At 46.8% G+C, this 12,839-nt stretch carries 10 protein-coding genes, 2 tRNA genes and 1 other annotated feature; of the genes, 11 read left to right on the forward strand and 1 reads right to left on the reverse strand.

What is annotated here, in order from left to right; translation table 11 throughout:
* Positions 1 to 209 precede the first annotated feature (209 nt).
* The gene (locus HMPREF0240_RS13910) at positions 210 to 1,082 is read right to left on the reverse strand and encodes a LysR family transcriptional regulator (RefSeq protein ID WP_009004057.1); all 873 of its coding nucleotides are present in this window, start codon (positions 1,080 to 1,082) and stop codon (positions 210 to 212) included.
* A gap of 187 nt (positions 1,083 to 1,269) precedes the next feature.
* Between HMPREF0240_RS13910 and HMPREF0240_RS13915 the strand changes: the two genes are divergently transcribed.
* From HMPREF0240_RS13915 to rlmB, 11 genes are all read left to right on the forward strand, one after another.
* Entirely contained in the window at positions 1,270 to 1,968 is a 699-nt protein-coding gene (locus HMPREF0240_RS13915; RefSeq protein WP_009004058.1) for a TIGR01906 family membrane protein, read from the forward strand.
* A 110-nt stretch (positions 1,969 to 2,078) separates the two neighbouring features.
* Positions 2,079 to 5,834: a phosphoribosylformylglycinamidine synthase gene (locus HMPREF0240_RS13920; RefSeq protein ID WP_009004059.1), complete on the forward strand. Its 3,756-nt coding sequence runs from the start codon at positions 2,079 to 2,081 to the stop codon at positions 5,832 to 5,834.
* 236 nt (positions 5,835 to 6,070) lie between these two features.
* Positions 6,071 to 6,143, forward strand: a tRNA-Val gene (locus HMPREF0240_RS13925).
* A gap of 21 nt (positions 6,144 to 6,164) precedes the next feature.
* Positions 6,165 to 6,238: transfer RNA gene (locus HMPREF0240_RS13930), tRNA-Met, on the forward strand.
* Between the two features lie 106 nt (positions 6,239 to 6,344).
* Positions 6,345 to 6,875 carry a hypothetical protein gene (locus tag HMPREF0240_RS23505; protein ID WP_009004060.1) on the forward strand — a complete coding sequence of 177 codons (531 nt, stop codon included), beginning with the start codon at positions 6,345 to 6,347 and terminating at the stop codon, positions 6,873 to 6,875.
* A 24-nt stretch (positions 6,876 to 6,899) separates the two neighbouring features.
* Positions 6,900 to 7,445 (forward strand): 2-C-methyl-D-erythritol 2,4-cyclodiphosphate synthase, encoded by a 546-nt coding sequence (gene ispF, locus HMPREF0240_RS13940; RefSeq protein WP_009004061.1) that lies wholly within the window; start codon positions 6,900 to 6,902, stop codon positions 7,443 to 7,445.
* Between the two features lie 17 nt (positions 7,446 to 7,462).
* A complete protein-coding gene (locus HMPREF0240_RS13945; protein ID WP_035313537.1) occupies positions 7,463 to 8,590 on the forward strand; it encodes a GNAT family N-acetyltransferase in 1,128 nt (375 codons plus the stop codon).
* A gap of 387 nt (positions 8,591 to 8,977) precedes the next feature.
* Positions 8,978 to 9,208, forward strand: a binding site (T-box leader).
* Between the two features lie 113 nt (positions 9,209 to 9,321).
* A complete protein-coding gene (gene epsC, locus HMPREF0240_RS13950; RefSeq protein WP_009004063.1) occupies positions 9,322 to 10,083 on the forward strand; it encodes a serine O-acetyltransferase EpsC in 762 nt (253 codons plus the stop codon).
* Positions 10,070 to 11,476 carry a cysteine--tRNA ligase gene (cysS, locus tag HMPREF0240_RS13955; protein WP_009004064.1) on the forward strand — a complete coding sequence of 469 codons (1,407 nt, stop codon included), beginning with the start codon at positions 10,070 to 10,072 and terminating at the stop codon, positions 11,474 to 11,476. The genes epsC and cysS overlap by 14 nt, the downstream gene beginning before the upstream one ends.
* Positions 11,461 to 11,919: a ribonuclease III domain-containing protein gene (locus HMPREF0240_RS13960; protein ID WP_009004065.1), complete on the forward strand. Its 459-nt coding sequence runs from the start codon at positions 11,461 to 11,463 to the stop codon at positions 11,917 to 11,919. The genes cysS and HMPREF0240_RS13960 overlap by 16 nt, the downstream gene beginning before the upstream one ends.
* An 81-nt stretch (positions 11,920 to 12,000) precedes the next feature.
* Positions 12,001 to 12,771: a 23S rRNA (guanosine(2251)-2'-O)-methyltransferase RlmB gene (rlmB, locus tag HMPREF0240_RS13965; protein WP_035313658.1), complete on the forward strand. Its 771-nt coding sequence runs from the start codon at positions 12,001 to 12,003 to the stop codon at positions 12,769 to 12,771.
* The last annotated feature ends 68 nt before the right edge of the window (positions 12,772 to 12,839 follow it).

Here is a 12,839-nt window from a genome sequence, read left to right on the forward strand (position 1 = left end):
CAAGTTTTTGCAGAACCCAGCGCGGGAAATCATCAGATTTCCCGTGATGTGTTCTGCGTACCCGACTGTCCGGCAGTGGGTGTCCTAGGAGCAGTTTGCAGCGCGGGTGCATATCGCAGCGGCATATACAGCCCCAGTACCTCCCCGGCATCCCTGTCATTAAGCGTCCCCGTCCGCGCCGAGACTAAAGCTCGTCGCTATATCCCGATTTAGAAGTAATTTAAAAATTCTTCTGCGGCTTTCGAAAGCGGCATCTGTTCGTTATAAGCGATGACCAGCTCTCTTTCCGGCAGTTCCTCTTTTGTCTCAACTATGAAAAGATCCTTCTGTGTATCCGTGATACAGTAGTCCGGGATAAATGCAATGCCCAGGCCGATGCGGGCAAGGTCTATGAGAAGGTCATTGCTGGTCAGTTCGATCTCCGGGACAAGATCCAGCTGGTGCTGCTGGAATAACCGGTGAAGAAATTCACTCGTGGTACTGTGTTTGTCCAGCATAAGGATCGGATACTGGGAGAGCTGTTTGTAGGTGAGTTTTTTCCCTTTCAGATCATGGAATGCCTGGTTTGCTATAAATACATCATGGAAGGTTTTGATTTTCTTGATGGAGGATACGTTGCTCAGATAGCTGTTGGGGTAGTTGACAACGATCAGGTCAACCTGACCGGTTTCCAGCATCTCCACGCATTTGATGGAGGTCTGATTGTTTACTTTGATGTGTGCGTTTGGAAATGTTTTGTGGAATCTTTCCAGATATGGAACAAGGAAATAGCGGCAGATTGTGTCGCTGGCTCCTATACGGATCTGCCCTCCTGTCGAAGCGGCATCCAGCAGCTGGGCTTCACCGCGCTGAATCAGATGCATGGCCGGCTCGATATGCCGGAGCAGAATTTCCCCCTCCGGTGTCAGAAGAACCCGCTTGGTACTCCGGATAAACAGGGTCTGATCCAGTTTGCGCTCCAGTGTTTTAATAGACTGACTGACTGCTGACTGTGAGATAAAGAGTTGTTTTGATGCTTCCGAAAAACTGAGTGTGGATGCAACATGAAAAAATACTTTATACAGTTCGTAATTGATATCCATTATTAGACCTCCTAATAAGTACTGCTTGTATTATAAGCCAAATTGGGATGAATTACAATCCGTATTATGATAAAATAAAAACGTTAAATAAAATAAGATCTGTACTTATTGAATCACTGTCTGCCGGGAAATGTCTGCCGGGCCGGAAAAGCATCAATAAGATACGGTAAGGACAGGAGATGGCAGGATGAAAAAAGTACACTGGGTATTGGGGGTTATACTGTCGCTGGCTGTGATTCTAATCCTTTTGATCACAGGCTTTCAGGCGGCGATGTATGCAGATTTTGGCTTCTATGAGAAAGAGTATGAAAAATATGATGTGCTCACGGATCTGGACATGGAGATGGAGGATGTGATGTATGTGACGCACGAGATGATGGATTATCTGAAAGGAGACCGGGAGAAGCTGGAAGTGATCACAACGGTTGAGGGGAAGGAACAGGATTTCTTTAACGATCAGGACAGGCTGCATATGGCGGATGTACAGGGACTTTTCATCGGAGGTCTGCGTCTGAGGACCGGAGCCATTGTGGTGCTTCTGGTCTGCCTGGGAATTCTGATTGCAACAAAAGCAAGATGGAAGTATCTGATCCCGAGAGCCTTCCAGATTGCGCTGGGGATCACTGCGGCGGGAACGGCGCTTCTGGCGTATGCGTTTACCAGGGATTTTTCGGCCGCTTTTACAAAATTTCATGAGAACTTTTTCTCGAATGATCTGTGGTTGTTTGATCCTGCCGAAGATTATATGATCAGAATGCTCCCGGAAGGCCTGTTTTCCGATATGGTAATCAGAATCGGCGTTATTTTTATAGCGGGGCTTGCAGTGCTTTTGATTGTCAGCATCATATGGAGAAAAAAGACAAAGATTAACTGTACTAATCAATAAGTTTAATTATATTAATTGTACTAATGAGAAAAAATATGGTAGGATAGTAAAAGAGCTGAGGAAATGTGCGCAGTTATCTGCGGCAGAATAAAATGCGAAGGAGATAGTTTATGAGTAATGTAAGACGTGTGTATGTGGAGAAAAAACCGGAATTTGCTGTTTCGGCAAAGGAACTGCGGCATGAGATTAAACACTACCTGGGAATTCAGACGGTGAGCGCTGTCCGCGTTCTGATCCGTTATGATGTGGAGAATATTTCCGATACCACTTTTGAAAAAGCATGCAGCGGGATATTTGCAGAGCCTCCTGTTGATACACTTTATCAGGAGAATTTTCCTATGACAGAAGAAAGCCGTGTGTTTTCTGTGGAATATCTTCCGGGGCAGTTCGACCAGAGAGCAGATTCAGCAGAGCAGTGCGTTCGGTTTATCAATGAAGATGAAAAGCCGATCATCCGTACTGCAACTACTTATGTAATAGAGGGAAGTGTAACAGAAGAAGAGGTTGAGGCGATTAAGAACCACTGCATTAATCCTGTGGATTCCAGAGAGACAGGGATGGATAAGCCGGAGACACTGGTTGCCGTATTCGAAGAGCCGGAGGATGTGAAAGTATTTGACGGTTTTCAGAATATGCCTGAGGAGGAGCTGAAAAAGCTCTATGATTCTCTGGGACTGGCTATGACATTCAAAGATTTCCAGCATATTCAGAATTACTACTGCAGGGAAGAGTACAGAGATCCGACGATGACAGAGATCCGTGTGCTGGATACCTACTGGTCAGATCACTGCCGTCATACGACATTCTCTACGGAATTAAAGGAGATTACATTTGGCGAGGGCGATTATAAAGAACCGATCGTGAATACATACAATCAGTACCTGAAAGACCACAGCGAGATTTTTGCCGGCAGGGAAGACAAGTTTGTCTGCCTGATGGACCTTGCGCTGATGGCGATGAGGAAGCTGAAAAAAGAAGGAAAACTCCAGGATCAGGAGGAGTCCGATGAGATCAATGCCTGCAGCATTGTAGTGCCGATCAAAGTGGACGGAGTGGAAGAAGAATGGCTGATTAACTTTAAAAATGAGACACATAACCATCCGACAGAGATCGAACCTTTCGGAGGGGCTGCGACCTGTCTGGGCGGTGCGATCCGCGATCCGCTTTCAGGGAGAACCTATGTCTACCAGGCGATGCGCGTGACCGGTGCCGCAGATCCTACCGTGTCCGTAAAAGATACCTTAAAAGGAAAACTACCGCAGAAGAAACTGGTGCGCGGTGCGGCGTCCGGTTACAGCTCCTACGGGAACCAGATCGGACTTGCAACCGGTGCAGTGAAAGAGATTTACCACCCTAACTATGTGGCGAAACGCATGGAGATCGGTGCGGTTCTCGGTGCGGCTCCAAGACGTGCGGTTATCAGAGAGACTTCGGATCCGGGAGATATCATTATCCTTCTTGGCGGACGAACAGGGCGTGACGGATGCGGCGGGGCGACCGGATCTTCCAAGGTGCACACGGAAGAATCCATTGAGACCTGCGGTGCAGAGGTACAGAAAGGAAATCCCCCTACAGAGCGTAAGATCCAGCGCTTATTCAGAAGAGAAGAAGTGAGCGCTTTAATTAAAAAATGTAATGATTTCGGTGCGGGCGGCGTCTCAGTTGCAATCGGGGAGCTTGCGGACGGACTCAGGGTAGATCTGGATAAGGTGCCCAAAAAATATGCCGGCCTTGATGGAACGGAGATTGCGATCTCCGAGTCACAGGAGAGAATGGCTGTTGTTGTTGACCCCAAAGATGTGAAGAAGTTCCTGGATTATGCAAGAGAAGAGAATCTGGAGGCAGTTGAAGTGGCAGTTGTTACGGAGTCACCGAGACTGGTGCTGGCATGGAGAGGAAAAGAGATCGTCAATATTTCCCGTGCATTTCTGGATACAAACGGCGCTCACCAGGAGACATCCGTTGAGGTAGAGATTCCGAACAAAGAAGGAACTCTTTTCGTTAAAGAAGAAGTAAAAGATGTAAAAGAAAAATGGCTGGCTATGCTGAGCGACCTGAATGTATGCTCTCAGAAGGGGCTCGTGGAGATGTTTGACGGTTCCATCGGCGCCGGTTCTGTTTTCATGCCGCATGGCGGAAAATATCAGATGACAGAGACACAGGTTATGGTTGCCAAGGTACCGGTGCAGACTGGCAGTACGGACAGTGTTTCTATGATGAGCTACGGTTTTGACCCCTATCTCTCCAGCTGGAGCCCCTATCACGGCGCGGTTTATGCAGTAGTGGAATCTGTGGCTAAGATCGTGGCAGCCGGTGGAGATTACAGTAAGATCCGGTTCACCTTCCAGGAATATTTCCGCAGAATGACAGAAGATCCTAAGAGATGGAGCCAGCCGTTTGCAGCCCTGCTCGGCGCTTATGACGCACAGCTGGGATTCGGCCTGCCTTCTATCGGCGGTAAGGACAGTATGTCAGGAACATTCCAAGATATTGACGTGCCGCCGACCCTGGTATCTTTTGCTGTCGATATGGCAGTGGAGAAGGATATTATCACGCCGGAACTGAAAAAGGCGGGGAATAAGCTTGTATGGATGAAGATCGAGAAAGATGAGTATGATCTTCCTGTATACAGCCAGCTGATGGATCAGTATGGAAAATTTGAGAGTGACATTCACAGCGGAAGAATTGTATCCGCATATGCTCTGGACCGCCACGGCGTTATGGCAGCGGTCAGCAAAATGGCCTTCGGAAATGGCCTTGGGCTGAAGATTGAGCACAATATGGACGCCGGAGAATTGTTTGCGCCTGCATTTGGAGATCTGGTTGCGGAAGTGCCTGCCGATAAACTGGGAGAGTTGTCCATTACTTATACCGTGATCGGTGAGGTGGCAGACAACGGTACCTTTAGTTATGGAAATACAGAGATCGTTCTGTGCGAGGCAAAGAAAGCCTGGACAGAGACACTGGAGAAAGTATTTGCTACGAAATCTTCTGCGGACAGCAGCGAGGTGCTGGAAGAAAAGTTATATGATACAAAAGATATTCATATCTGCAGCCATAAGATCGGACAGCCGACCGTATTCATCCCTGTATTCCCGGGGACGAACTGCGAGTACGACAGCAAGAGAGCTTTTGAACGTGCAGGGGCAAAGGTAATCACAAAGGTATTTAAAAATCTGGACGCGGAAGACATCCGACATTCTGTGGAAGAGTTTGAAAAAGCAATTTCACAGGCACAGATGATCATGTTCCCGGGCGGCTTCAGCGCGGGTGACGAACCGGACGGTTCCGCCAAATTCTTTGCCACAGCGTTCCAGAACGCAAAGATCAAAGAGGCGGTAGAAAAACTGCTTCACGAGAGAGACGGACTGGCTCTTGGTGTCTGCAATGGCTTCCAGGCGCTGATTAAGCTCGGACTTGTACCTTACGGCAGCATTACAGGACAGAAAGAGGATTCTCCGACACTGACTTATAACACCATCGGACGCCATATTTCCAAGATGGTGTACACAAAGGTCGTTACAAATAAGTCTCCATGGCTTCAGGAGGCGGTTCTTGGCGGCATATACACAAATCCGGCATCCCACGGGGAAGGCAGATTTGTTGCAAGTGAAGAGTGGCTGGACAAACTGTTTGCAAACGGACAGGTTGCCACGCAGTACTGCGATATTGACGGCGTGATCAGCATGGATGAAGAGTGGAATGTCAATGGATCCTACCGGGCAATTGAAGGAATCACAAGTCCGGACGGGCGTGTGCTCGGTAAGATGGCACATTCAGAGAGACGGGACAATTCTGTTGCCATAAATATTTACGGAGAGCAGGATATGAAAATCTTTGAGTCCGGAGTGAAATATTTCAGGTAGGTTTGGCAATTAAATAATAAAGCGGGCCGCATCCGGATCATAAAGTATATCTAAAAAGTGGATGCGGCCCGTGTTTATACGGGGTTCAAAGTGTAGCACCTGGAGAAGATTCTGATTTGTTAAAAAAATTTGAAAAAATAGGAAAAAAGGTGTTGACATTTGATGAAAAATAATAGTATAATAGCAAAGCGGGTTGCGGGTGAGACAAACTAACAAACGCAAACCGGGAGAAATATGGGATCTTAGCTCAGCTGGGAGAGCATCTGCCTTACAAGCAGAGGGTCATAGGTTCGAGCCCTATAGGTCCCATACATTTCAAAAATTTAATATGGCGGAATAGCTCAGTTGGCTAGAGCACACGGTTCATACCCGTGGTGTCGCTGGTTCAAATCCAGTTTCCGCTACTGAGAAGCTTCGGAAATTTCCGAAGCTTTTTTGTGTCTGATTATGGCAATACTTATCTAAGTATGATAGAATCAGAGAATGAAAAATTAAACGGAGGACAAAAAAATGAATGAAAAATCCTGGCTAGTGATAAGAACTGTAGCCGGCCTGTATGTGGTTTATCTGGGGTATCAGATCGTAAGCGGGGTGCTGGCTGACAGACCCGGAAACATGGCATTTATGATGACTGCGGGCATTTTCTTTATAATCATAGGAGCAATCATAGCGATTATATCAATAAAGAGTGTGATTGCGCTGAGAAATAAAGTGCAGACTGAAGAAGAGGAGTCGTCAGAGGAGGAGAATTCTCTGGAGGAGGAAGACTCAGATGAGGAAGAGATTTCAGAAGAAGCAGTTCTGGAAGATCGCGGTGAGGAGAATAACAAAACCGAAACTGCAGAAGCTATAGAGGACGATGCAGCTGCGGGGATAGAGAAAGATACAGATGGGGGCACAGGTGAAGATGATACAGCTGTGGACACACAGAACGTTATAGCTGCGGACACCGTTGAAAATATAGCAGAGGATGCGGTTATAAATATTGACGAAGATGTTCCGGAAGAGGTAATTGAAGAGACAGACGAGGAAGAAAAATAGAATTTAAATAAGGAGTGACAGGACATGCGTGTAGGTATGGGATATGATGTTCACAGACTTGTGACAGGAAGAAAGCTGATTCTCGGAGGTGTGGAAGTTCCATACGAGAAAGGGCTTATGGGACATTCGGATGCAGATGTGCTTGTTCATGCTATTATGGATGCACTTCTCGGTGCAGCGGCTCTGGGGGACATCGGAAAGCATTTTCCGGACACGGATCCGCAGTACCAAGGTATTTCCAGCATCAGGCTGCTGGAGCGTGTGGCGGCACTTCTGGAGGAACAGCAGTTTATTGTTGAGAATATTGATGCCACGATAGTTGCACAGCAACCGAAGATGCGTCCCTTTATTGATGATATGATTAAGAATGTTGCGGATGCCCTTGGCATTATGCCGGATCAGGTTAATATCAAGGCAACCACGGAAGAGGGGCTTGGATTTACCGGAAACGGGGAGGGGATTTCCTCTCAGGCGGTTTGTGCGCTTGAAAAGATTATGAATTACAGCAGTTATGATGTTACCCCTAACCCAAATGGATGTGAGGGTTGCAAGGGGTGTTCCAGGAAGTAGGAAAAGAGGAGAGATATATGCAGCTTCGAAAGCTGGACAGCAGTGAACACAGCGGAACAAGAAAGTTGTGGGAAATGGTGTTTCCGGAAGACAGCAAAGAATTTCTGGATTATTATTATTTTATTAAAACCAGAGACAATCAGATTTATGTAATAGAAGAGGACGGGGCTGTACGTTCCATGCTTCAGCTGAATCCTTATGTACTGCAGATTGGCAGTACGCAGCGGCTATGCAATTATGTCATTGCCGTGGCGACAGAGGAGGCATATCGTAAGAGAGGTTACATGGGCAGGCTTCTCAGAGCCTCCATGGCGGACATGTATGAACAGAAGCAGCCGTTTACCTTCCTGATGCCGGCAGCGGAGTCCATATACAGGCCGTATGATTTCCGTTTTGTCTACGCACAGAACCAGGAGGAGTCCTGCGGACAGCCGGGCACAATGACGGTCAGCATATCTGACGCCGGCCTGTCTGATGCTTCGGCTATGGCAGCATTTTTTAATACCCATTATGCCGCCGGATATCAGGTATACGCCGTGCGCGATGACCAGTATTACCAGACAATGATCTTTGAACAGCAGAGCGAAAACGGCGGTGTAAAGCTCTTAAAGAAAGGCATCGATATCGTGGGAATGTTTGCTTATGCCAGGGAAGAGGAATCGATTGAGATCAGGGAACCACTGTATCTGCCGCAGTTCGAATCAGAATTCCGGACAGCCGTATATCAGATGAGAGAAGGTCAGAGCGCCCCGGCAAAGATATATGCGGGAGCGGAAAGCGGACAAACCAGAAAAGTACCGCTCATTATGCTGCGCATACTGCATCTGGAGACACTCCTGTCTGCCATGCGGGTGAAAGAAGGCAAAGAGATAAACTGTTCTTTCGCTGTGCTTGATTCTATAATTACAAAAAACAGCAGAGTGTGGAGATTAAAGAACAGTGATGAAGATCAGAAAATACTGGTAAGCGAGACAGAGGACTCGGAAGGCGTACTTACAATCGGAGCATTGACGGCCCTTCTGTTTGGGTATCAGACAGTAGAAGAAACAGGACGGGAAGAAGGAGTAATCCTCTCGCCGCGTCTAAAACAGGAACTTGGGAAATTGCAGCCATTACACCCCCTTTACCTGAACGAAATCGTGTGAAGGGGAGAAACTGGGGGGAGTTTAGGATGTCTTTCTATATGATGAAATTATGGCTTTAGAGATATCTGTAATATTTTCTTACAGATGCATGTCACGCATATCCAGTCACATCCGCCGCTCCCGTTAAAATCCCCCATGCAACGAATTCTTTTCCGCCAGGATGCACCCAGCCTGTCCGGTACGGGGATTGTGCTGTGGGGTGGGGGAGGTTTCGTGTGCTTTCTGTATGCATAGAGTGTTTGTTGCAAACGGACAGCATACAGAAAGCACACGAAATCTCCCCCGCCCCACAGCACAATCCCCGTACCGGACAGGCGTCCCCCTCCCCGCGAAAATTCAGTTGACAAATTTTGCTTTTTTGCATAATATATATCTATATTGATTTTGTGAAAAGCTATGAACGGAAAGAGTAGCTGATTCTGAGATTGCAGAGAGGGACCGCCACCGGCTGAAAGTGGTCTTAAAGGAAGAATCTGTGAAGTGCGTCCGGGAGCTGATTCTGTGAACACGGTAGATCGCTGTGAGTAGCAGAATACGTTTGGCATACGTTACATGCATCGAGTGAAAGAAGAGATTCTTTTAGTAGAGTGGAACCGCGGATATGACTTCGTCTCTAACAGGAGACGGGGTCTTTTTTTGTATTGACAGGGAAAACAAACGCTGCAAAGCGTGGTTTGAAATTAAGGCAGAACTGGTAAATATTGTATCTAATTGGTATGGAGGATCATTAAATGGGAATTATATCTTATATTAAGAATGAGATTCAGGTCATCCGGGAGCGGGATCCGGCGATTAAATCTAATATGGAGGTCTTGCTTTACCCAAGTTTTAAAGTTATACTAAGGTACAGAGTTGCACATAAGCTATATCTTAAGAAACACTATTTCCTTGCCAGATGGATGTCACAGAAGGCTGCGAGAAAGACGGGGATTGAGATTCATCCAGGTGCGACTATAGGAAAAGGGCTGTTTATTGACCACGGGAGCGGCGTTATTATCGGCGAGACGACGATTATCGGGGACAATGTAACACTTTACCAGGGCGTGACTCTGGGCGGTACAGGAAAAGAGCAGGGCAAGCGGCATCCTACGCTGAAGGATAATGTTATGGTCAGTGCAGGAGCAAAGATACTCGGATCCTTTACGATCGGTGAAAATTCCAAGATCGGGGCGGGATCGGTTGTGCTCGAAGAGGTGCCTCCGAACTGTACAGTGGTCGGCGTGCCGGGACGTGTGGTGCGTATGGGTGACCAGAAGGTTCCGAGAACGGATATGGATCAGATTCATCTGCCCGATCCGGTGCTGAATGATATCAGAGAGCTTCAGAATGATAATATACGCCTGTATAAGCAGTTGAAAGAGATGGAGAGACATATGCGATGCATGCTGCCGGACGACGCAGAATTTGCCGGTAATTCGGGGAACACAGAAGAGCAGTGCAGCGGATGCAGAGAAAAAGAAAAGAAAGAGGAGAAATCAGATGAAATTATATAATACACTTTCAAAAAGAAAAGAAGATTTTGTACCTATTGAGGAAGGGAAAGTAAGAATGTATGTCTGCGGGCCTACAGTCTATAACTTTATCCATATAGGGAATGCAAGGCCGATGATCGTTTTTGACACGGTCAGAAGGTATTTTGAATATAAGGGATACGATGTAAATTTTGTCTCCAACTTTACAGATGTAGATGACAAGATTATCAAAAAAGCAATAGAAGAAGGCGTTACTGCGGATGAAGTGTCCAAACGTTATATTGCGGAATGCAAGAAAGACATGGAAGGCATGAATGTGAAGCCGGCCACAAAGCATCCTCTTGCTACCGAAGAGATATGCGGAATGGTGGATATGATCGGGACATTGATTGAGAAGGGCTATGCATACGAGAAAAATGGTACGGTTTACTATCGTACAAGAAAGTTTAAGGAGTACGGAAAGCTTTCCCATAAGAATCTGGATGACCTGCAGTCAGGAGGGCGTTCCCTTCTTGTAACCGGAGAGGATGAGAAGGAAGATTCTCTGGATTTCGTATTATGGAAGCCGAAAAAGGAAGGAGAACCGGCATGGGAGTCACCCTGGAGTGAAGGGCGTCCGGGCTGGCATATTGAATGTTCTGAGATGTCTAAAAAGTATCTGGGAGAACAGATTGATATCCATGCGGGCGGTGAAGATCTGGTATTTCCGCATCATGAGAATGAGATCGCCCAGAGTGAGGCGGCGAACGGCAAAGAGTTTGCACGCTACTGGATGCACAATGCATTCCTGAACATTGACAACCGGAAAATGTCAAAATCGCTGGGGAACTTCTTTACCGTTAGAGAAATCAGCGAAAAGTATGATCTGCAGGTACTCAGATTCTTTATGCTCAGTGCACATTACAGAAGTCCGCTGAATTTCAGTGCCGATCTGATGGACGCTGCTAAGACCGGGCTGGACAGAATTATAACCGCAGCAGATAACCTGAAATTCCTGAAAGGCAATGCAAAAGTACAGGAAATGACATCTGCGGAGAAAGAAGCTTTCACAAAGACACAGGAATATATTGACAGCTTTGAGAGAGCGATGGATGATGATTTCAATACGGCAGATGCAATTTCTTCCGTATTCGAGCTTGTAAAATATATCAATACCAGTGCAGACGGAGAAAGCTCCGCTGAATATCTGCAGGATCTTCTGGATCTGCTTGTTAAGCTGACGGATGTTCTTGGAATCATCGTAGAGAAGGACGAAGAGATGCTGGCGGAGGATATTGAGGCTCTGATTGAAGAACGCCAGGCCGCCAGAAAGGCGAAGAACTTTGCCAGAGCAGATGAGATCAGAGACGAGCTGCTCTCCAGGGGGATTGTCCTGGAGGATACCCGAGAAGGAGTAAAATGGAAGAAAGCATAAATTTTGAGTTTCATGATTATATAACAGAAGTATTAAATCTTCAAGAGGTGGATGCGGCAAGCTATTCACCTCTTGTTCTGGCGTATATAGGAGACTGCGTATATGATCTGGCAATCAAGACAATGATCATCAGCAGAGGAAATAAGCAGGTACATAAGCTGCATGAAGAGACAAGCAGATTTGTGCAGGCATCTACCCAGTCCCTGATGATGCGCACCATGCAGGAACATCTGACGGAAGAAGAACATGCCGTCTACAGAAGAGGCAGAAATGCAAAATCAGTCTCCCCGGCTAAAAACCAGTCCATCACAGACTACCGGAGAGCCACGGGCTTTGAGGCTCTGATCGGATATCTTTATCTGAAAAAGGAATACAAAAGACTCATGGATCTTGTTAAAACCGGGCTGGACAGCCTGGACGAAGAGTATTTCAGGAAACAGTAAAATCTGCTGCCCTTAGGGGATACATTAAGGGCAGGTCTGCAGCAAGGCTATAGAATAAAGGATGAATAAATGGAGAATAAAATGCAGGAAAATAACAGAAGTGAAAATGGACAAATCGAAAATACACTGATAATTGAAGGCAGGAATGCAGTACTGGAAGCTTTCCGTTCAGGCAAGCCGATCGACAAGGTATTTATACTGGACGGCTGTCAGGACGGCCCGATCCGGACGATTGTAAGGGAGGCAAAAAAGCACGATACCATATTGAATTTTGTAGAAAAGGAGAGGCTTGCACAGCTTTCCGAGACCGGAAAACATCAGGGAGTTATCGCTTATGCGGCGGCATATGAATATGCGGAGATTGAAGATATGTTTAAACTGGCGGAAGAAAAGGGGGAAGATCCATTTTTTATTCTGCTGGATAACATAGAAGACCCGCATAATCTGGGGGCAATCATCCGTACAGCCAATCTGGCAGGGGCCCATGGTGTTATCATACCAAAGCGCAGGGCAGTTGGACTGACAGCTACAGTGGCAAAGACTTCTGCGGGCGCACTGAATTATACACCGGTGGCAAAGGTGACAAATCTGGCGAAGACTATGGAAGAATTAAAGGAGAGAGGTCTGTGGTTTGTCTGCGCTGATATGGGCGGAGAATCCATGTATAAAATGAACCTGACAGGTCCCATCGGGCTTGTTGTAGGCAATGAAGGTGAGGGTGTGGGACGCCTTGTCAAAGAAAAATGTGATTTTGTTGCTGCCATACCGATGAAAGGGGAGATAGACTCTCTGAATGCATCTGTAGCGGCGGGCGTGCTTGCTTACGAGATTGTCCGGCAGAGATTGCAGTAGGAAAACGGGAAGGCCTGATAGCAATACGGGTATCTGATAACAGAACTGGTTTCCGGCAGGAAAGGAAA

This window comes from Clostridium sp. D5 (genome assembly GCF_000190355.1).
GTDB classification, from domain to species: domain Bacteria; phylum Bacillota; class Clostridia; order Lachnospirales; family Lachnospiraceae; genus Faecalicatena; species Faecalicatena fissicatena_A.